Source organism: Pedobacter sp. Leaf176, from assembly GCF_001424305.1.
In the GTDB taxonomy this organism is placed as follows: Bacteria; Bacteroidota; Bacteroidia; order Sphingobacteriales; family Sphingobacteriaceae; genus Pedobacter.
Genome location: NZ_LMPD01000002.1, coordinates 373,057 through 393,371, shown reverse-complemented (window position 1 = coordinate 393,371; position 20,315 = coordinate 373,057). Strand labels below are relative to the sequence as shown.

At 40.4% G+C, this 20,315-nt stretch carries 19 protein-coding genes; 13 read left to right on the top strand and 6 right to left on the bottom strand.

What is annotated here, in order from left to right; all coding sequences use genetic code 11:
* Positions 1-17 precede the first annotated feature (17 nt).
* Genes ASF92_RS07150 through ASF92_RS07140 form a run of 3 tightly spaced genes read right to left on the bottom strand, consistent with a single transcriptional unit; the run spans position 18 to position 5,981 of the window.
* On the bottom strand, positions 18-1,943 hold the full coding sequence (locus ASF92_RS07150; protein WP_082489483.1) for a sigma 54-interacting transcriptional regulator: 1,926 nt from the start codon (positions 1,941-1,943) through the stop codon (positions 18-20).
* The gene (locus ASF92_RS07145) at positions 1,944-4,286 is read right to left on the bottom strand and encodes a histidine kinase dimerization/phosphoacceptor domain -containing protein (protein ID WP_056090046.1); all 2,343 of its coding nucleotides are present in this window, start codon (positions 4,284-4,286) and stop codon (positions 1,944-1,946) included.
* 9 nt (positions 4,287-4,295) lie between these two features.
* Positions 4,296-5,981: a sigma-54-dependent Fis family transcriptional regulator gene (locus tag ASF92_RS07140; protein ID WP_082489482.1), complete on the bottom strand. Its 1,686-nt coding sequence runs from the start codon at positions 5,979-5,981 to the stop codon at positions 4,296-4,298.
* A 397-nt stretch (positions 5,982-6,378) separates the two neighbouring features.
* Between ASF92_RS07140 and ASF92_RS07135 the strand changes: the two genes are divergently transcribed.
* Genes ASF92_RS07135 through ASF92_RS07080 form a run of 12 tightly spaced genes read left to right on the top strand, consistent with a single transcriptional unit; the run spans position 6,379 to position 15,569 of the window.
* Complete coding sequence (locus ASF92_RS07135; RefSeq protein WP_056090043.1) at positions 6,379-7,011, top strand: hydrolase; 633 nt, start codon at positions 6,379-6,381, stop codon at positions 7,009-7,011.
* 16 nt (positions 7,012-7,027) lie between these two features.
* Positions 7,028-8,407, top strand: a complete 1,380-nt coding sequence (locus ASF92_RS07130) for an alginate export family protein (protein ID WP_056091062.1) — start codon at positions 7,028-7,030, stop codon at positions 8,405-8,407.
* A gap of 10 nt (positions 8,408-8,417) precedes the next feature.
* Entirely contained in the window at positions 8,418-9,143 is a 726-nt protein-coding gene (locus ASF92_RS07125; protein ID WP_056090040.1) for a M17 family peptidase N-terminal domain-containing protein, read from the top strand.
* Between the two features lie 18 nt (positions 9,144-9,161).
* Complete coding sequence (locus ASF92_RS07120) at positions 9,162-11,057, top strand: amidohydrolase (protein WP_082489481.1); 1,896 nt, start codon at positions 9,162-9,164, stop codon at positions 11,055-11,057.
* Between the two features lie 3 nt (positions 11,058-11,060).
* Positions 11,061-11,495: a DoxX family protein gene (locus tag ASF92_RS07115; RefSeq protein ID WP_056090036.1), complete on the top strand. Its 435-nt coding sequence runs from the start codon at positions 11,061-11,063 to the stop codon at positions 11,493-11,495.
* 19 nt (positions 11,496-11,514) lie between these two features.
* A complete protein-coding gene (locus ASF92_RS07110; protein ID WP_056091054.1) occupies positions 11,515-11,988 on the top strand; it encodes a Dps family protein in 474 nt (157 codons plus the stop codon).
* A gap of 5 nt (positions 11,989-11,993) precedes the next feature.
* Positions 11,994-12,683: a YoaK family protein gene (locus tag ASF92_RS07105; RefSeq protein ID WP_056090029.1), complete on the top strand. Its 690-nt coding sequence runs from the start codon at positions 11,994-11,996 to the stop codon at positions 12,681-12,683.
* A 57-nt stretch (positions 12,684-12,740) separates the two neighbouring features.
* A complete protein-coding gene (locus tag ASF92_RS07100; protein ID WP_056090026.1) occupies positions 12,741-13,043 on the top strand; it encodes a GNAT family N-acetyltransferase in 303 nt (100 codons plus the stop codon).
* A gap of 28 nt (positions 13,044-13,071) precedes the next feature.
* Entirely contained in the window at positions 13,072-14,007 is a 936-nt protein-coding gene (locus tag ASF92_RS07095; protein WP_056090023.1) for a ring-cleaving dioxygenase, read from the top strand.
* Positions 14,008-14,012: 5 nt separating this feature from the next.
* Positions 14,013-14,315 (top strand): GNAT family N-acetyltransferase, encoded by a 303-nt coding sequence (locus ASF92_RS07090; protein ID WP_056090020.1) that lies wholly within the window; start codon positions 14,013-14,015, stop codon positions 14,313-14,315.
* A gap of 2 nt (positions 14,316-14,317) precedes the next feature.
* Positions 14,318-14,932 (top strand): alpha/beta hydrolase, encoded by a 615-nt coding sequence (locus ASF92_RS07085; protein ID WP_056090017.1) that lies wholly within the window; start codon positions 14,318-14,320, stop codon positions 14,930-14,932.
* 10 nt (positions 14,933-14,942) lie between these two features.
* A complete protein-coding gene (locus ASF92_RS07080; RefSeq protein WP_056090015.1) occupies positions 14,943-15,569 on the top strand; it encodes a TMEM175 family protein in 627 nt (208 codons plus the stop codon).
* A 335-nt stretch (positions 15,570-15,904) separates the two neighbouring features.
* Here ASF92_RS07080 and ASF92_RS07075 read toward each other — a convergent pair whose 3' ends face one another.
* Complete coding sequence (locus tag ASF92_RS07075) at positions 15,905-16,702, bottom strand: SDR family oxidoreductase (protein WP_056090011.1); 798 nt, start codon at positions 16,700-16,702, stop codon at positions 15,905-15,907.
* A 130-nt stretch (positions 16,703-16,832) separates the two neighbouring features.
* Between ASF92_RS07075 and ASF92_RS07070 the strand changes: the two genes are divergently transcribed.
* A complete protein-coding gene (locus ASF92_RS07070) occupies positions 16,833-17,189 on the top strand; it encodes a helix-turn-helix domain-containing protein (RefSeq protein WP_056090009.1) in 357 nt (118 codons plus the stop codon).
* Between the two features lie 385 nt (positions 17,190-17,574).
* Here ASF92_RS07070 and ASF92_RS07065 read toward each other — a convergent pair whose 3' ends face one another.
* Positions 17,575-19,029 carry a hypothetical protein gene (locus ASF92_RS07065; protein ID WP_157263766.1) on the bottom strand — a complete coding sequence of 485 codons (1,455 nt, stop codon included), beginning with the start codon at positions 19,027-19,029 and terminating at the stop codon, positions 17,575-17,577.
* Between the two features lie 11 nt (positions 19,030-19,040).
* Positions 19,041-20,294, bottom strand: a complete 1,254-nt coding sequence (locus tag ASF92_RS07060) for a hypothetical protein (RefSeq protein WP_056090002.1) — start codon at positions 20,292-20,294, stop codon at positions 19,041-19,043.
* Between the last annotated feature and the right edge of the window lie 21 nt (positions 20,295-20,315).

The window sequence follows — 20,315 nt, the reverse complement described above, 5'->3', positions numbered from 1 at the left end:
CGTTTGTTAATAGTATGCTACAAGCGTTTTATATTCAATTTTTTAATTTTAGAGTTCAGTGTCGTTGCTGGTATGCCTAATAATTCTGCGGCACCACCGCTGCCGGCAATCTTTCCTTTACATAGGTCTAAAACTTTCATAATGTGTTCTTTTTCATTATCGATAATTGTTTTTATACCATTTTGCGTACTTGGAGCGTCAGATGGATCGATTTCCAGCTGACTTGCGTCTAGTTTGCCTTTTGAGGAAAGCAGTATACTACGCAGAACAACGTGCTCCAGTTCTCTGATGTTGCCTGGCCAATCATAGTGCATTAGCCTGTCAATATAATCCTGAGGAATCTCCGGAATGTTTTTACCCACGGCATTGGCATGTTTTTGTACAAAATAATCAATCAACAAGGGTATGTCAGTTTTTCGTTGTTGAAGTGTTGGCATGTGAACCGGGAAAACATTAAGCCTGTAAAACAAATCGAGCCTGAACCTGCCCCTGGTGATTTCCTTTTCTAAATTAAGATTTGTAGCCGCAATGATTCTAAGGTCGACGGAAATAGGTCTTCTACCGCCAATACGTTCAATTTCTTTTTCCTGTAAAACCCTTAGCAGTTTGGATTGTAAATCGAAAGGCATTTCTCCGATTTCATCAAGAAAAATAGTGCCGCCATCGGCTTCTTCAAATTTTCCGATCCTCGTATTTATGGCTCCTGTAAATGAGCCTTTTTCATGTCCAAATAAAATAGATTCGACCAAATCGGGCGGCAAAGCGGCGCAATTTACCGCTACAATGGGTTTGTTATTTCGGTGAGATAAGCGATGCAGACTCTTCGCAATCTCCTCTTTTCCTGTTCCGCTAGCTCCGGTAATCAACACGGATGTATCGGTTGGCCCCACAATTTTAATTTTATCCAAAACACTAAGCAACGCGGTACTTTTACCAATGATATTTTCGAAAGCCTTTATGGTAGTTGGTTTGCTACCGCCCGTAGCAAGTCCTTTTTCTGTCGCTTTAGCATCTGCTTTCTCCATCTCAATCATGTGAACGAGCTTCTTTTCTAAAGTGCCCGAAAGGAAATTGAGTAATTCCATGTGGGCAGGCTGGTAAATGTTTTCCGTTCTGCTGTAAAATGAAAAACTAATCTGGTCGCCATTTTCAAGGTGATAGGTTTTGACCATATTTGCGTTAAGGCTGTAGGTAACGGCAATAAGATTTTTCATTGGTGCGGCCTTTTTTACGGCTTCAAAGTCGCCGCCAATGTAAATCGAATCGGCTGTGGTTTCGTGTACGAGCTTATTTAGTTCGTTATACTCATTTTTACTTAAACCGGTATAGGTCAAAAACTCATCCACATTAAACATGTCATACTGATCGAAGTGCTTTCTGGTAATTCCAATTTCACTGTAGCGTTTACCATCTTTTGCGATACCGGAGAGGGCAATAAAATCAAAAGGAATGTAGGGCTGAAACGCACTGGCAATGGCAAGGATTTTCTTTTGCCAGGTTAACGACTTTAATGAAATATCGATAATAAAATCCTGCATGAAAAGCTCGCTGCTCAATTTCATATTGTTGCTGTTTTCTTTGCGATACCTTGCAATATCGATACTGAGCAGCACATCACGGTCGCGGTATGGCTTTACTATAAAACCATATGGACAGGTAGATTTTGCTGCTTCCATCACTTTTTCGTTAGAATTAGCTGAAATGTAAATAAAGGGAATCTCCCTTTTCATTAGGTCATGAGCCAAATCAATTCCCGTAAGTTTGCCTTTCAGGTATATATCAAGAAGCACCAGATCCACAGCTTGAGTTTCGAGTATGATGTGGGCGTTTTTAACCGAGTTGGCAATGCCAGCTACCTGATAACCTGCGCGCTGTAAAATCATTTGTAAATCGTGAGCAACAATAAACTCATCTTCAACTATCAAAATTCTTTTAATCATCATTTATTCGTTAAAAAGCTTTACATCCTCCGGTGTATTCTCAAAAGTTAGGCTTACCAGGACACCTCCGTTATTTTCCATTCTAAAAACGCCATCAATCTGTGCACTTAATCCTTTCATTAATGTTAAACCCAGCGTGGGGCTTTGTTCATAATCAAAATCCGGTGTTAAGCCTATGCCGTTATCTTTAATCATCAACTGATAAAGGCTAGGTTCCTTTTCTTTCAAACTGATTTCAATTTTTCCGTACTGGTCATCTGGAAAAGCATACTTGAAAATATTCGTTATGGCTTCATTGATAATTAAACCGAGAGGAACGGCTTTTGAAATATCCAGTTCGAGGTTCAAAATGTCCAGCTCGAAGTTTATTTTTTTATCATCAGTAAGACTTTCTTTAAGATATTCTATCAGTTCTACAACATAAGGTTGGATGTTTATAGTTGATACCGTATCTGTTTGATAGAGTTTTTGATGGATTAAGGCAATGCTTTTTAACCTATGCTGACTTTCTCTTATTGCTTCTATAGCCGCTGCATCTTCGAGGTAATAACTTTGGCTGTTTAACAAGCTCATGGTAAGTTGTAAATTATTTTTAACCCGGTGGTGAACCTCTTTTATCAGACTTTCTTTATCTTCAATCAGCTTGTTTTTTTGTTTAACATTTACTTCCAGCTCGGCATAGGCGAGGTCTATATCTGCTTTTTTCCTTAACAAAGTATCATGAAGCTTCTGTTTTAACCTAAACCTGCCATAGATTAATGCTAGTACGACGGTTAAAAAAGCTAAGCCGGCTATGGTTGCATTTTTAATTAACTGAATACGGTTAAGCTCCTGGCTTTGCAGCTGTGATTTTTTCCGCAAGATTTCATTTTCGTTTTCCTTTTGTGATGCCTGGAACTCAATTTGCAACCTTTCAATGGCGTTTAAATTTTCCTGGCTCAGCATAGAATCCCTCAGTTTATGAAAAGTTTGCAGGCGAACAATTGCTTCTGCCGGCTTATTTGTCGACATATCGATTTTGTATAGAATTTCATTTAACCTAATTTGCCTTGGCAAAGTCATGCTTATCTGATTTTCCCTTGCCATTTCGGCAAACTTCAGGGCCAGCTGGTACTGGTTTTTGGCAAAATAATATTCACTTACTGAAAAGTAAATAGAGGTTTGAAATGTATTGGAGTAAGTTTTTAATTTAGAATCTTCAAGTAATTTATCGAAATATCTTTTGGCTATGTCGTATTTCCCTAGTGCCGTGTAACACTCTCCAAATCCCAGAAACATAAAACACTCATGTCCGCTGGAGGGATCGTTAACTTCAATCCAGGTCTTTTCGAGAATTGACAATGCTTTTTTTGCCTGGCCTAATTTTATCATCTGACTTGCAATTGAATATGCAGTAACAAAGCGGTAAGGGTCTTTTTTGTCCTGCCGGATTAGAGTTTTGCTATACCAGGCAATACTTTCATTTGATTTACCCATTGCTTCATATGCCGATCCAACGCGGTTCAGATAGGTGTCCAGTACTTCTTCACGGTTTGTTTGAGCAGTTTTTACACTTAAAAGCGCATAATTCAACGCTTTGCTGAGTTCTCCCTTTCTTTCATAAACAGCCGAAAGTAAGTCGTATGCCATTGGCAAGTCCGGAAGTTTAAATTTTTTATCCAGTGCGATAACTTCAGCGAGTTCTTTTATAGCTAAATCAAACTGCTCTTCCTCCAGATGGAAATCGGCCATTGATTTTAAAAGGGTAGCTTCCCTATATTTTTCGTCAAAAGTTGTCCCGACTTCCTTGTATAATTCGTATGCCCTGACGGCCCTATGGTAAAAGGTCTTGTTTTTATAATCCGACGTTGTATCGGGTACATTTCTGTAGTAAACAAACCAGCCATTCGCCTCCAAACGTTTGTTGCCTATTGCTTTTGCAATTGCAATGGCCCTTTCGTAAACAATACTTTGTTTATTTCTTAAATGCTGCTCGCCGTAAAATCCGCCATAAACCATCAACGTATTGTATTCGCTTTTTGCTGAATTGATTTGTTTGCTTAACAACAATGCTTGTTTAAGATATCTGGAAGCGTTGGCTAAGTTTTTGCCTTCATTCGTGCCTTGTTTGAGGAAGTGTTTGGCGAGACTGTTAAGGTACTTAACACGATTGGTATCCGGGTTCGATTCTTTAAGAAGTGAAGTTAATCTCTGAACAGAGTCCTTTGTTTCCCTGTTCATTGATGGGTTTTGGCCGTAAATCGAATTGTTTTTAATAAGAATTAAAGCGGAAACACTGATGCAAATCAACATTTTTTTAATGTAAAGATTAGCAGGTGAATTTTTTAGCAATAGGTTAAATCTCATTATGGACGATTACTTATTTAGAATGTGTTCCCTTTTAATTTTTAATTTTTTTATTTTCGAGTTTAGCGTTGTTGCTGGTATATTTAACATTTCGGCGGCGCCGCCAATACCTGATATCTTTCCCTTACAGCGTTTTAATACCGAAAGTATATGATCTCGTTCGTTTTCGTGGATAGTCTTTATTTTTTGCTCGTCACCGATGCTGACGTGCTCATTTCTATCAATTTTTGGAAGGTGGATATCCTTTAGGACAGTGTCCGGGCTAAGTAAAATGCTTCTTTCTATTAAATGTTCCAATTCCCTGATGTTTCCCGGCCATGAATATAACATGAGTTTGTTTAATGCACTTTTTGAAATCCCGATTACCCGGCGACCGGTTTTTTTTGAAATGCGCCCAATAAAATGTGCCGTCAATTGGGCTATGTCTTCTAGTCTTTCTCTGAGTGGGGGCACAGAAATTGGGAATACATTTAAGCGGTAGTATAAGTCGGCCCGAAAGTTTCCCTTTTCTACTTCTTTTAATAAATTTCTATTAGTGGCGGCAATAATTCTGATATTCGTTTTAATTATACCCTTGCCGCCAATACGCTCAATTTCTTTTTCCTGGAGCGCTCTGAGTATCTTTACCTGTAATTCCAGCGATAATTCCCCAATTTCATCTAAAAAAAGTGTGCCGTTGTGGGCGAGCTCAAATTTGCCGATGCGACGTTCTGTTGCGCCGGTAAAACTACCTTTCTCATGACCGAAAAGTTCGCTTTCTGCCAAACTTGAAGGCAGTGCGGCGCAATTAATTTTAACCATCAACTCATTTTGTCTTGGCGAAGCATTGTGAATTGCCCTGGCAATAAGTTCTTTTCCGGTTCCGGTTTCGCCTAAAATGAGCACGGTGCTGTTCGAGCTGGCCACATGTTCAATCAAATGGAAAATTCCCTTTAGCGATTCGCTTTGACCGATAATTTCAGAATGCTTATATTTTTGCTGAATTTCCTCCTGTAAATAGCTTTTCTCGTCTTCCAGCTTTTGTTTGTATTCATTAATTTCATTGAGCTGGCGTTCAATTTTTTCATTCGCCAGGATGTTCGAAATCGCTATTGAAATCTGAAGGGAAATGCCATAGAGTAGATCGAAGTAAATGTTCGATATGCTATTGAGGTTTCTGCTATATAAATAGAAGAAACCAATGCATCCGGAGGCATCGATCATTTTCAAACCGATCATTTCTTTAATGCCTCTATTGTGCCAAAAAGCCAGCCACGCGGGCGCGTCATTCCAGGTAAGAACTTCTTCAACGTTAAAAACGATAGGTTTTTGTGCTGAAATCATGGCTCTGCACATGCCGTCGTCAAGACTATATTTTCTTGACGATTCGGGTGGAATCCCGGCAGTTTTTGGGAAATCTCCTTTTTGATTGTAAACGAAAGCGCTGTGTGTTTCCTTGTCCTCGTTTATTAAACAGATAACAAAATCATCAAAAGAAAATAGTTTTTTGAGTTTTTGGTCGATTACCTTAAAAAGGTCATGCTTATTTCTGATTGAAGCAATGGAATTGCTCAACGATAAGAGTACTGTGTTTTCCTTTTCTTTCTGTTTGAGCTTTTTCGCTAAAACGACATTTTCGTTTGCAAGGGATAAGTGATCATCAGCGCTACTGCCGCTATGCTTATCATTTTCGAATAAATTACCCTTGCTTTTCATTCCGCTAAAGTAGGCTTTATAATTTTAAATACTCATTTTGACGCATAAAAAAAAAGTAGCGAAATTTCGCTATATGTAATTTTTATTAACTGATAATTAGATGATTAAATGAATAAAAATACATTTATTATTTCGCTTATTTTCGTTAATATGCTATTTAATCAGGTGATTATATCCTCCTTGTAAAACCCTTTATCGTTTGTTTTTAAAATTTCAATGTTCAGGCCTATGCTATGTTATCGCAAAAGCTTTCTCTTGCCGAATTCGGGTTCTGGTTTCGTAAATCGACGATATATGGTTAAACAAATTTTACAGAATTTTCGTAAGTAATTGTTTTTGAGTGTATTGTCTGGTGGTATGTTTCTTGGAACAGTGGGGTAAACAAAAATAATTTATTATGAAACCATCACCAGACTTATTATCTCCGGAAAATCATGCATTAGTATTGATCGATTTTGAGGGACAAATGGCTTTTGCAACGAAAAGTATCTCCATTACCGAACTTCGCACCAATGTGGCCATTATTTGTGGCGCATCGAAAATCTTTAATGTACCAACTATTGTAACCACAGTTGCTGAAGAATCTTTTGCTGGCCCTGTTTTTCCTGAAATTGAAGAATTTTATCCTCAGGCTACTTCAGGTTATATCGATAGAACTTCAATGAATACCTGGGAAGATGAGCCTGCTTACAAAGCGATTACAGGTACGGGAAAAAAGAAAATCGTTTTGGCGGGCCTTTGGACAGGCGTGTGTATTGTTGGTCCGGCTTTATCGGCAATATCAGAGGGATATGATGTATTTGTTATTACCGATGCTTGCGGCGATGTAAGCACTGAAGCACATGAAAGAGCAATTCAGAGAATGGTACATGCCGGTGCAAAACCAGTTACATCTGTACAATACATTCTTGAGCTGCAAAGAGACTGGGCCAGAACAGAGACTTATGTGCCGGTAACCGATTTGATGAAAAAATACGGTGCAGGTTATGGAATCGGCATTCAGTACGCACACAAAATGGTTAAACACTAATTCTCACAATTATAAAATGAGAATTAATTATCCCCGTAAGCTGCTTAAAGTAACCATTTGTTTCTGCTTTTTAACAGCAGTGGCATTTGGCCAAAGCATTAAGCTAATGCGCTACGATGAGGATTATAGCAAGCTGAAAGATTCGGGCAGGAACTTTTACAATACACTAAAGTTCCTGCCGCTTTCAGCCAATAAAAAAGTTTACTTAAGCTTAGGTGGCGAAATCAGAGAAGAATTTGGTGGTAAAGTAAACGAGGACTGGATAAAAGACCAGGGTTTTAACAAATCTTTTCTGCAGCGTTATTCGCTTTATGCCGATTTGAATATTGGAGAAGGGCTTCGTTTTTTTGCTCAGCTAAACAGTGCCTTAGAGAACGGCAGCAAATATGGTCCTTCGCCGGTAGATGAAGACCGGCTTGCGGTTCAGAATCTGTTCGCAGAATATAAAATACGTAAAGATTCGTCAAATACTTTATCGGTTAGAGTCGGGCGACAAGAGCTAAATTATGGTTCGGGAAGATTGATCTCAGTAAGAGAAGGAACCACTGTCCGCCAGTATTTTACGGGCGCTAAATTAATGTACGCGACGCCACGGTTCGCTATTGATGTATTTGTATTAGAGGCTGATGAAGTGAATTTTGGCGTTTTTGATAATCGTCCAAGCCATCAGGCTAATTTGTGGGGTGCTTATTCAAACCTCATCATCCCGAAAGGCGGAAATTTCGATTTCTATTATTTAGGTATCAGAAGAGATAATGCAGAATTTGAAGAGGGGACGGAAAAGGAAATAAGGCATACACTGGCAACGAGATATTGGAAAAATGGAGGTGGGTTTATCTATAATTTAGAGGCCGCATATCAGTTCGGGAATTTTGGCGAGGGCGATATCAAGGCCTGGACAATGGCCATTGAGCTGGGTTACACCTTTGAGGAAATGAAGTTTAGGCCATCAATCAATTTACGAAATGACTACATCTCGGGCGATAAAATTGCGGGCGATGGAAAACTGCAAACCTTTAATCCCTTGTACCCAAAGGGTGGTTATTTTGGTTTTAATCCACTTATCGGACCATCAAATTTAATTGATTTACACCCATACGTAACGCTCCAATTAACAGATAAATTAAGTGCCCAGGCCGACGTGGTTTTTAACTGGCGGTATGCCTTAGGTGATGGTATTTATCGCCCGAGTGGAAATTTTAATACAGCCGGTTCGCTTTCCGATCATCGCTTTATCGGTACAACTTATTTGCTTAGTGCAGATTATAAATTCAATAATCAATTCTCATTTAGTTGCGGAGGTCAATATTTCAAGGTTGGCGATTTCATTAAAGACATTGTACCGCAATGGGATAACTCTATATTTTTTAATACCCAGGTATCATTCAAATTTTAAAAATAAGAACATGAAAAATAACATCACGAAACTAACAAAATCAATAAGCCTGATTATAATTTCTGTATGGATTACAGGAGCAGCAGCATTTGCGCAAACCACCACGGCAATTGGAACGGCCAAAGTTTGGGGTACAGTTGATGGAATAGCCATTGAAGGTGTGGTTCAGGGACCATCGGCACAGGTGAGCGATTTACAGATTGCCTGTGTTTTCGAATACACCGAGGGCGACATCTTTAACACACCGCCAGCACTTCCGCCAGCCTTAAATGGCTTGGTGCACTTAGACCAGGATATGAAAGGTTTACTGACTGAAATACGCAAAAGCGGAAAATTTTTGGGCCATGCTCATGAAACATTGCTAATTACGCCTCCCAAAGGCACTATTGGTGGTAAACGCCTGCTTTTAATCGGTCTTGGAGATAGAAATAAATTTACGCCGGAATTAATGACTGGTGTTGGAAGTGTTGCCATGAGAGAGGCTCTCAAACTGGGTGTAAGCAATTTTTCCTTCGCAAGCGATTTGAAAGATGCCGGTATTGACTCGCCAACGGCATTAGTTGCCGGTAATGTAGTTAAAGGAATTTTCGAAGCTTATCGTACCCAGCTTTGGTTGAAAGACAAGCAAATGGTGATTCTAAAACCAATCTCAAAAGTAATTCTTTTAGCTGGTCCGGCTTTTTTTACCACTGCCGGCGAGGGCATTCAAGCTGCTATTTCGGCAATAAAAAATTAATGATTAAAACGGAGAAATATGATAGTCGCAGATATGATTTTGTTCAATGGTAAAATACACACCATTGCTAAACATCAGGGAAAAATTACAGCCGTTGCCATAAAAGAGGGAAAGTTTGTTGCTGTTGGTAACGACGCCGATGTGATGGCATTTTCGGGCTCGAATACAAAGCTTGTAGATTTAAATAAAAAACGTGTGGTTCCAGGAATTAATGACTCACACATCCATTTAATTCGTGGCGGTTTGAATTTTAACCTGGAACTGCGTTGGGATGGTGTGCCGTCACTTGCCGATGCTTTGCGCATGTTAAAAGAGCAGGTCGATATAACGCCATCGCCGCAATGGGTACGCGTGGTAGGCGGTTGGTCGGAGTTTCAGTTTGCCGAAAGACGCATGCCTACCTTAGCGGAAATTAATGCCATTGCGCCGGATACGCCGGTTTTTATTCTTCATCTTTATGACAGGGCTTTTATGAACAGGGCCGCATTAAAGGCTGTTGGTTATACAAGAGATACACCTGCGCCTCCGGGCGGAGTAATTCAAAGGGATGCCAATGGTGAACCTACAGGATTGATTATTGCCAGTCCGAATGCCATGATTTTGTATTCCACACTTGCAAAAGGTCCGAAACTTTCCCACGAACATCAGGTCAATTCTACCCGTCATTTCATGACAGAACTGAACCGTTTTGGCATTACCAGCGTAATCGATGCCGGTGGTGGTTTTCAAAATTTTCCCGATGATTATAAAGTTGTGGATGAATTGAATGCACAGAAACAACTTACTGTTCGCATAGCTTACAATTTGTTTACTCAACGCCCAAAGCAGGAATTCGAAGATTTCGACAACTGGACAAATACCGTAAAATTGTATCAGGGCGATGATATGTATCGCCATAATGGGGCAGGCGAGATGTTGGTTTTTTCAGCAGCCGATTTTGAGGATTTTCTTCAGCCACGACCAGACCTTGCCGATAATATGGAGCCGGAACTGGAGCGTGTTGTGCGTTTGCTAGTCGAAAAAAGATGGCCATTCAGGTTGCATGCCACTTATAATGAAAGCATCGGCCGATTTCTAAATGTTTTTGAAAAAGTAAACCAGGATATTCCTTTCGCAGGTTTACCATGGATATTCGACCATGCTGAAACGATTGACGAGCGAAATATAGAACGCGTAAAAGCTTTAGGCGGGGGTATTGCGATTCAGAGCAGAATGGCCTATCAAGGCGAATACTTTACCGAACGCTACGGGGCGAAATCAGCCTTACAAACACCACCTGTTAAAAAGATGCTCGAAACGGGCGTTCCCGTTGGCGGTGGCTCTGATGCGACAAGGGTAAGTAGTTATAACCCCTGGGTATCGATGTTTTGGCTAACGGCGGGTAAAACCATTGGGGGCTTAAAGATCTACAATGAGGAAACCGTTCTTAGCAGGGAAACTGCCTTGGAACTTTACACCAGAGGCAGCGCCTGGTTTTCCAATGAGCAGCAAAAGAAAGGCGATATTCAGGTCGGAATGCTTGCCGATTTAGCCGTTTTAAATCACGATTATTTCGAAGTTTCCGATGAACAAGTAAAAAGTATCGAATCAGATTTAACTGTAGTCGATGGCAAAATTGTATATGCCAAAGGTGATTTTTCTTCCTTTTCGCCGCCCAAAATCCCGATTCTGCCAGATTGGTCGCCAACCAACAATTATAATGGTTATTACTCTGCATCCACGCACAAAACCAATCAGCAGGGCAAAACAAAAGGGCTAAATGGAGCGGCATCGGTTCTTGCGATGGTACATTCTTGTGTTGGCAGCTGTAATGTTCATAATCATAACCACGATGCGGTGCGGACAAGCAATTTGCCGGTCAATAATTACACTGCTTTTTGGGGTGCATTGGGTTGCTCATGCTTTGCTTTTTAACCTATGGAAAATGTTATAAAATACCTGCTGTCTTCAGATTTAGGATCAGAGGTAAACAATTGGGCAGTTTTAGTTTTTAGGGTGCTGCTTATGCTGGAGCTGTTCAGGGTTCACGGCATGAAAAAGTTTCGTGTTCAAAACGGCGAGAAAGAGCACGTACCAAATCCTTTGGGTTTGCCTGATAAGTTAAATGGTTTGGTAGCAACTTTTTCTGATACGGTAGTGCCATTTCTTGTTGCTTTGGGCGTTGGAACACGGGTTTTTCTTTTACCATCAATAGGGGTAACTGCAATTGGTTATTTCGTAGTACACAGAAAAGATTCAGTTGAAGTGCGCGATGTGCCTTACATGTACACACTGGCAATGCTGTTTTTATGGGTAATTGGCCCGGGAACTTTTTCAGTTGATAATTATTTACTTAATCACATTTTTAATTAATACTAAACAAATCAAAATTATGGAGGCTAAAATTGGAATCAGCGCAGATAACCTTGCCAAGGTTGCGCACTCGTTAAGCAAAATTCTTGCAGATGAATACGTTTTATATACAAAAACCAGGAAAGCACACTGGAATGTTGTTGGTCCGGATTTTTACAATAAACACAAGTTTTTTGAGGAGCAATACACGCAATTAGAAGATATTGTCGACGCCGTGGCAGAGCGTATCCGCAAGCTGGGGCATTATGCACCGGCATCGCTTAAGCAATTTTTAGAACTAACACATCTAACCGAAGATGATCGCGGTAACAACGATGCGCCGACTTATATTAAAACATTGCTTGCCGACCATGAAAGCATTTTAATCCATTTAAGAGAAAACATTGATAACTATGCCGATGCACTAAAAGATGCCGGAACAAGCGATTACATTACAGGTTTAATGGAAACCCATGAAACCATGGCCTGGATGTTAAGGGCACATTTATCTTAAACAAAATGGAAGAAAAACAGAATAATATCTGGTTCGTAACGCTGGTTTTAACCATCATAGCCGGCTATTGCGATACCATAACTTTTGTAGCCGCAGATAAAATTTTCTCGGCACATGTAACCGGAAACTTTATCGTGTTCGCCTACCAGATGATTAAGGGTTCGGAGGGCGACGCATGGATTAAACTGTTAACATTCCCGGTTTTTATGCTGTCGGTAATGGTTGGCGGATGGATATCAGCAAGGTTTTCGAACAGGCATTTTCTGCTTTTGTGTGAGGGCATTATCCTTTTACTGGCCGGTATAATTACTTATTCGCTTGGCTACATTGAAAATGGCGAAATCACCTGGCCAATGTACCTGGTAACCATGATTGTGGTTTTTGCCATGGGTTTACAAAATGCTTTCGGAAAACTTTTTGCAAAAGAAACATTCGGTCCAACCACTATGATGACGGGAAATGTAACGCAGTTTGCACTCGATATCAGGTCCTTCTGTAATTCAGGGTTTAAGAATGCCGATTTCCTTTCAGGCGTAAACAAGGGCTTAGTTACGCTCGGAGGCTTTTTGATAGGCTGTTTACTCGGCGCATGGGTTGGCAGGCTTTTCGGCCTTGGTGGCATTTTATTGCCGGGAGTTGCCATGGTCATCTGCTATTATGTTTCCAAACCTTTATCAACAGAAGTTAAATCTTAGTTGGTGGCGATAAAAAGAGTAAATAAAAACCACAGTTGATGCATTAATGAAACAGCAATGGAAAATCAGGAATATAGTATCAGAAATAACGAAGTCAATTTACAATTTGAAATCGAGGTGGAGGGCGAAATTGCCTATTTAACGTACCGGTTTTACAAAAAGAATATTGCTTTCATGCATACTTTTGTGCCCGAAAAACTGGCTGGAAAAGGCCTTGCATCCGCCCTGGCTAAACACGCGTTTGATTATGCAAAAACACATAAAAAACTGGTCATGGTTTATTGTCCTTTTGTCTCAAATTTTATTAAAACACATACCGAATACTTACCGCAAATAGATAAATCTTATCAGGGCAGGTAAATAATTTATTACTAAAAATACTAAAATTATGAATAACAATATTTTGGGTCTGCATCACATAACCGCGATTGCAGGCAATGCACAACAAAATTTCGATTTTTATACGAAAACCATGGGTTTAAGATTGGTTAAAAAAACGGTGAATTTTGATGATCCAGGAACTTATCATTTGTACTATGGCGATGAAGCTGGCCATGCGGGTACCATCCTTACTTTTTTCCCCTGGGATGGAATCGGCCCGGGTACTGAGGGTGTTGGAATGGCAACTGAAATTGGTTATTCGGTACCTGCCGGAAGCCACGAATTCTGGTTGGAAAGATTTGGCGTTGCAAACGTAAAAACCAAAGAAATTGTAGAGCGTTTCGATGAGCAGGTACTGGCATTTAAAGACCCTGATGGCTTATCGTTAAGCTTAATTGTACCCAAAACTGCCGATAGCAGAGCGCCTTGGGAAACCAGTGAAATCAAAAAAGATACCGCAACCAGAGGTTTTCATAGCACCACCTTAACCTTGCAAAGCATTGATGAAACAGCAAAAGTTTTAACCGATTTATTTGGCTATCGCTTATTGGCGCAAGAGGGAAATCGTTACCGCTTTATTACGGATACGGTTGAAAATGCGGCCATTGTCGATTTACTCGAAGTTCCATCTGGCCACCGTGGTAGAAATGCTGCAGGCACAAACCACCACGTCGCTTTCCGAGTAAAAAATGAAGATATACAAATGGAAATGAGAGAGCAGATTTTGAGTAAAAACCTGCAAATTACCCCGAAAATAGACCGCGATTATTTTTACTCACTTTATTTCCGTGAACCGGGAGGGGTACTTTTCGAAATTGCAACAGAAAATCCAGGCTTTACCGTTGATGAGCCTTTAAATGAATTGGGAATGCATTTAAAATTGCCACACCAACATGAGCATTTACGGGATGATTTGAATAAATTACTTCCAAAATTAAATTAAAGGTTATGGCACAGGTAAAATTAAACACTCAGCAAGGCGAGCCAAGTTCATTCGATATTTATGATGAGGATGGGAAAGTTGGTGAAATGATTTTTGACATCGAAGGAACAAATTTAACGGTTTACCACACGGAGGTAGAGCCCGAAAAAGAGGGTTTGGGTTACGCGAAGCAATTGCTAGATGCAATGGTCAACTACGTTCGCGAAAACAAGTTAATGGTCATTCCAATGTGCCCTTATGTGCATATCCAGTTTAAGCGGCACGAAGATTTGTATAAGGATATCTGGAATAAAATAAACGAAGAATAGGAATGAAAGAAATTATAAAATCGGGTCTGAGCATCAGCGAGGCAAAAAAAGTGCTGATTATGATTCATGGCCGCGGTAGCAATGCACAAGATATTTTATCGCTGGCTACAGAACTAAATGGAGGTTCTTTTGCCCTTGTTGCGCCGCAAGCACCTGGAAACAGCTGGTATCCGCAATCATTTTTAGCGCCGAGAACAGCAAATGAGCCGTCGTTTTCTCACTCGCTAAAGCTAATAAACGATGTGGTTTTATACCTCGAAAGTGAAGGCTTTCAAAAATCACAGATTTACTTTTTAGGTTTTTCGCAAGGTGCCTGCTTGTCTTTAGATTACGTTGCCAGCCACGCAGGTCGTTACGGTGGGGTTGTGGCCTTTACCGGGGGCCTAATTGGTGAGGTGGTAGACCATCGCAACTATCACGGCGATTTTGATGGAACACCAATTTTTATTGGCAGCAGCGACCCCGACATGCACGTGCCGGTAGCAAGGGTAAAAGAAAGTACGGCTTTGCTCGAAAGCATGGGCGCCAGGGTCACCGAAATCATCTACCAAAATATGGGGCATACCATTACCCAACATGAAATTGAGCAGGTTAATAAGTTAATTTTTAACGATTAGCTTGTAGAATATGGAAAAGGAAACCGCCAGGATAGAGGCTTTTAGTGATGGTGTTTTTGCAATTGCGATTACCCTGCTGGTGCTAGAACTTCATATCCCTGAGCTTAAAATGGGGGATACTTCTATTCATTTACTTGAAGCGTTGAAAAAACAATGGCCAGGTTATGTCGCCTTTATTATTTCCTTTTTTAGCATTTTTATTGTTTGGGTTAACCACCACAAAGTATTCAAACAGATTTACAAGCGAAACACAGGGCTCATGTTCGCCAACGGACTTATCTTGTTCCTGGTTTCGCTTGTTTCCTTCCCGAGCGCACTACTAACCAGATTTTACTTAAGCGGTTCGAAGCAGCTTTCGGTTACCATTTATACGGGCATGTTTGTACTGGTTAACCTTGCTTTCAATTTGCTGTGGCAACAGGCTAGCAGCGATAAAAAATTACTGCGTCCGGGAATTAGTGATACAGCAATCCGGGAACTTCGAAACAACTACCTCTATGGTTTCCCAACTTATCTTGCGGCATTTATTACCTCCTTTTTCTATCCGGATGCGGCTTTGCTCATCTGCATCTTATTATGGATTTTCTGGGCAATATCTTCAAAGAAAATTAACTTTAGCGAATCACCTGTTGATTGATTGGTGATCCTAATGAAACATATAGCTATCCGAAAAAATTACGAATAAACGGCCTTTAAACCACAAAAATAAACAGGTTCCTTTGTTCTGTTCCATCCCCGAAACAGAACTTTAAGTAAGAAAGCATGTAGTTAACCACCCTATAGTAACAGCAGGGTTTCCTAAGCCTTCATAGGATGCTGTCGTTGAAATCTCCTTTGATCCTTCGAGGATTTTACCACCTTTTTTAATTCGGAAAATTATTTAACAAAAATTCATCTGGATGAAGCTCTGCACAGAAAAAACCCTCCGGTTTTCACAGGAGGGTTTGCAGGCCCAGCGGGGTTTGAACGCCGTTACCGCACTACTGGAAAATTACCCCCGTCGATATGGTAATTTGTGCCTGTGATATAAGAGGCATTCGGAGAAACGAGGAAGTACACCAGTTCTGCAGTCTCCTCCGGGCCGGCCATTCTGCCCAGCGGTACACCGCCCACACGGTTGAAAAGATTCTGCGTCATTTCATCCACTGAAATTCCTGCATTCTTTGCCAGATCATTAAGAAAGCTGGACATGGCTTCGGTTTTGTTGAGGCCGGGCGATACCGTTACAACCCGCACGCCCTGTGGCGCCACCTCGTCTGAAAGGGTTTTGCTGTAAGCATTCAGGGCCGCCTTGGCCGAACTGTACGCCATGGTAGATTCCCATATTGGGAATTGGCCGCTGGTAGAGGAGATGTGAATGATAACACCATTTTTGCGGGCCAGCATCTGGGGAAGCAATGCTTTGTCCAGTCTGACAGAAGAAAATAGGTTTACTTGAAATGCCTGGTCCCAATGTTCATCACTTAGTGTACTGAAGCCACCTCCCGGAAAAGTGTTTGCACCCATGTTGTTGATCAGGATGTCTACGCCGCCAAATTGTGCCGTAATTTCTTCTGCTACCCGGGTTACATCCTCCGGCCGGGACAGGTCTGCTGAAATGAAGTGATAAGGCAAATCTGCCTCATCCGGCTGATTACGTGCCGTAATGATCACGGTAGCACCTGCCGCTGCTAATCTGGCTGCAATCGCTTTGCCTATCCCTTTTGTACCACCAGTTACAAGCGCGGTTTTGCTGGCGAGATTTTGATCCATTTTTTCTTGATTATCCATATTCCTGAAATTAGTTTACTTTTGTTTCGCAAAGAAACTAAAGCCTGACCAATCATTCTGGAATCTGCCTGATATTAGTGGTTACCCCCGATGAAACTAAAGGCAAATAGTGGTAACATAAAGGTAACCAATGAGAAAAGCACTTCAAAACCCCGACAACTGCGCCGTGGTACGCACGATGGGATACATCGGCGGGAAATGGAAACCCATCGTATTGATCAGGATATTTACTGTTGGAAAAATCCGTTTTGGTAAACTGGCGGTACAAATGCCCGATATTTCCCGGAAGATACTGACACAGCAGCTCAAAGAACTGGAAGAAGACCGCCTGATCATACGGCACAGCTATATGGAAAAGCCACCGCGGGTAGAGTATGAACTGAGCGAATTGGGCAAAACGTTGATTCCGGTGCTAAAAGCGATGAATGACTGGGGAGAGCGGATGGAAAATCCGGATGCATGTCCAACATGGAATCCGGTTATATGATTCAACAGTGCTATGCTGGTGCGAGTTTTTAACTCGTACCAATATAAAGCCATATTTCTGATACTGTTCGTAGCATCTCGCTACGAATTTTGTTTGTCCTGGGCCGAACCGGCTTTGATAATGCATTCCGAATCCCGATAGCTATCGGGATGTAGGCCGGGTTGGAGTAGAACGGGAACACAGTGCTAAAGCTTAGCTAAGTGGAAAAGCACCAGTAGAAGGGCAGGAATAGTTGATGAACCACCCCAACCCCTCCTTGAAATAAGGAGGGGAGTTTTCCCTGTGCTAGTGCGAGTTTTTAACTCGTAACACTACATGAAAAAGCCATAGTTCTAAAATTTATAATTTCTTTTCAGGAAAAAATTGCCTGGAAGTTGAATTATAATTATTGCACCATAAAACTTACCGTTTTGACGGATTGTTGATTAGCAGAGAGTAGAATAATTTTATTGTTCGTATTAAATGAAAAAGCAGGCAGCATTGTGTATGAACTAAGTTCAACATCGAGTGGTTTTGCAAAGTTTATGGGATTTTCCATCAAGCCATCATTGGTAATAGATATAGCAACAGGTACTTTCAGGTTAGTTCGGGATGGATCATTAACGTATTTGCCGTACTGATCGTTATAAATTACGGTGAGTTTGTTATTTATGATTCCTGAAGCAAAGGTTAAATCATAGCCTGTGTTTTTGCCATTCCAGTTTCTGTTAAGTTCCATTTCAAATTTTTTGTTACCATCAGGGCTGTAGCCCGTAACAACAATATTTTGGTATTTAAGGCTGGTATTTCGCTCTGTAGTATATTGAGCCAACTGCGTTGATGTTGCGCGATCCATCTCTGACTTATATTGTTCTCCCAGCAAATAAAAGGTATCTCCGTTAAACTGTAAGTCTTTCGCCACAAGATTGGTAATCTTTTTTTCAGATTTAAAAGTTTTTACTTCATTGGGTACAGCTGAATTAAATGTCCAGGTTCCTGCAATTGCGGGGTCTCCGACCGAAAATGTACTCTTTGTTTGCGTATAGCCTGCTATAATCAACTCACCTTTAGGATTTAGCTTACTGGTATAGCTCATATTTTTTATAGTTGGATCTGAAATCATTACAGGTATAATGCTTGGCCCGGTTTTTTCTGAAAACTGAAGCAGAACCGGATACCGATAGGTTTTATCATTTTCAATTTTGGTAAGGTAAAAATCAGCGTTATTGGAAATGAAAAATTCATCAATGTAAAGTTCTTTTGTAAAGCCCTGAAAGCTGAACTTTCCCTTTGACGTTTCTTTGAGGTTTTCATCAAACAGAAAGTATTCTATCTCGTCTGCTACGTCTTTTTGATGTGGGCTAATCGCCAATACAGCGAGTTTTTTGTTATCTGGGCTAATTGCAATTCTAAATCTGCCTGCATTTAAGATTTTTGTATAACGAATAGTTGCAATTAACTGGCCTGTGGAAGAAAGATTTCCAGCCCCATCAATTGTTCTTGCTGTGAGGCTGTTAATGCCTTCATTTTTATTCTGGTTATCCGTGAATGCAATCGGACCATTACCAATCGCGACAACCTTTGTTAGTCCGGACATGTTGCCCATAACGCCCGGATTGACCATGATTTCCTTTGGACTGCCCAACAACCCGTTTTTATCAACACTGATGAGTGTCGTTATTTTATTGAATTTTTCCGTTCTTTGGAAAACGAAATAATCGCTTTTTGCTGTTTTATATGTTAACAATTCAGCATCTTTACTGGCAGTGAATGTTGAACTGTTGCTCCCCTGGATAGCTTTAATCTGAGCAATGGAAGACATGCTGAAAAGAAATAGAAATAATAAGATGTAGTTTTTCATTTGAACGTTCTTTAATTTAGTGATTGTCTTTTTTTAAGTTCGGCGAACCTGATATCATAGTCCAGCTTTATTCTTCTATCCTCATTAGCCATACTCATGACATTTATTTTCTCCAGGTTTATCTGGCCCTCCCGGACATTGCCGGTTGCATAATAAGCTTCCAGTAGATTGAAATAGATGCCCATTGCGATTTCTTTATTAATCCGGCTTTTTTTGTTATTGAAATCAGCCTCTTTTAACGCAGAAATCCAAAGTGCGCAGGCTTTATTTAATTTCACACCAGCGCTGAGCTCGTCCTGCTGCAGCAGGAGTAATCCAGACGATGCTTCATTGAATGCAGTAGTGAGGTCTTTATAATTATCGTCTGCATTTTTTATGTAGTACAAATTAACCGTCCTTTTCACACTGGAATAACCATACCGGTCATTAAGCAGGTTACTTAAAAACTTAAAATTTTCCTGGAGTATCTTTTCTTCGTTTGTTTTAATGAGTAGCTCAGAATTTACTGTTGTGTACCGGTCAGAGCTTGGAGATTTATAAATTTTATAACTATTAAGCTCAGGCGGGGTAAGGCTCAAAATTTCTTTTCCTGCCGGATCATAAACTTTAACAGCCATAGGATGACGGTACGAAAATTCATTGTGGTAAGAAATTATTTTTTTTGTGCTTGAACTTCCGTTTGCAAATACTAAACGGCTATCTTCCTCACTGACGTTTCGGGGAACGGTATTGTCGAAACCATATAGCAGGATTAAAATTTTTATTGCATTTTCTTTTTCCTTCTGAAAACCATCTAGTTGGATATAAGTATCTGCCAGTGTCTGATAATCATAGGAAGATTGCAGTCTTGGAGGGTCAATATTTTCAAGATAAGGCTTCGCTATGATTTCAGGTTGAGGCTTACCACTTTCTAAAAGAGATTTTTCAAGAATTTTAGTCCCGAGCTTTTTTTTATTGTATTCGGTAATTGCCTTAGCGTACCTTTCATTAGCATCTTTCTGTAAACCTGAATAGGCAGCCATTTCTTTGTCGAATTTAGATTGAGCCATTTTTTTTTGCGTATGGTAATCATCAAGCAACTGTTTGTTCTTCGTTTCGTACGCGGCTTCGATATTGACCTGGTAATTCCTCGCGCCTTTCAGAGACGATGAAGGCAGACGGTTATAACTATAGATGATGCTTTCAGTTTTCAGTTTTTGCGCATAAATAGCGTTGCAAAAAAATGTGAAGCATAGCCAGGATATTGCCTTAATTATTGCTTTCATGTAGATTGTAAGTAAGTATTG

Coding starts and splice junctions, on each gene's coding strand:
- ASF92_RS07150 (WP_082489483.1), bottom strand. CDS start 1,943: ATGATGATTAAAAGAATTTTGATAGTTGAAGATGAGTTTATTGTTGCT.
- ASF92_RS07145 (WP_056090046.1), bottom strand. CDS start 4,286: ATGAGATTTAACCTATTGCTAAAAAATTCACCTGCTAATCTTTACATT.
- ASF92_RS07140 (WP_082489482.1), bottom strand. CDS start 5,981: ATGAAAAGCAAGGGTAATTTATTCGAAAATGATAAGCATAGCGGCAGT.
- ASF92_RS07135 (WP_056090043.1), top strand. CDS start 6,379: ATGAAACCATCACCAGACTTATTATCTCCGGAAAATCATGCATTAGTA.
- ASF92_RS07130 (WP_056091062.1), top strand. CDS start 7,028: ATGAGAATTAATTATCCCCGTAAGCTGCTTAAAGTAACCATTTGTTTC.
- ASF92_RS07125 (WP_056090040.1), top strand. CDS start 8,418: ATGAAAAATAACATCACGAAACTAACAAAATCAATAAGCCTGATTATA.
- ASF92_RS07120 (WP_082489481.1), top strand. CDS start 9,162: ATGATAGTCGCAGATATGATTTTGTTCAATGGTAAAATACACACCATT.
- ASF92_RS07115 (WP_056090036.1), top strand. CDS start 11,061: ATGGAAAATGTTATAAAATACCTGCTGTCTTCAGATTTAGGATCAGAG.
- ASF92_RS07110 (WP_056091054.1), top strand. CDS start 11,515: ATGGAGGCTAAAATTGGAATCAGCGCAGATAACCTTGCCAAGGTTGCG.
- ASF92_RS07105 (WP_056090029.1), top strand. CDS start 11,994: ATGGAAGAAAAACAGAATAATATCTGGTTCGTAACGCTGGTTTTAACC.
- ASF92_RS07100 (WP_056090026.1), top strand. CDS start 12,741: ATGGAAAATCAGGAATATAGTATCAGAAATAACGAAGTCAATTTACAA.
- ASF92_RS07095 (WP_056090023.1), top strand. CDS start 13,072: ATGAATAACAATATTTTGGGTCTGCATCACATAACCGCGATTGCAGGC.
- ASF92_RS07090 (WP_056090020.1), top strand. CDS start 14,013: ATGGCACAGGTAAAATTAAACACTCAGCAAGGCGAGCCAAGTTCATTC.
- ASF92_RS07085 (WP_056090017.1), top strand. CDS start 14,318: ATGAAAGAAATTATAAAATCGGGTCTGAGCATCAGCGAGGCAAAAAAA.
- ASF92_RS07080 (WP_056090015.1), top strand. CDS start 14,943: ATGGAAAAGGAAACCGCCAGGATAGAGGCTTTTAGTGATGGTGTTTTT.
- ASF92_RS07075 (WP_056090011.1), bottom strand. CDS start 16,702: ATGGATAATCAAGAAAAAATGGATCAAAATCTCGCCAGCAAAACCGCG.
- ASF92_RS07070 (WP_056090009.1), top strand. CDS start 16,833: ATGAGAAAAGCACTTCAAAACCCCGACAACTGCGCCGTGGTACGCACG.
- ASF92_RS07065 (WP_157263766.1), bottom strand. CDS start 19,029: ATGAAAAACTACATCTTATTATTTCTATTTCTTTTCAGCATGTCTTCC.
- ASF92_RS07060 (WP_056090002.1), bottom strand. CDS start 20,294: ATGAAAGCAATAATTAAGGCAATATCCTGGCTATGCTTCACATTTTTT.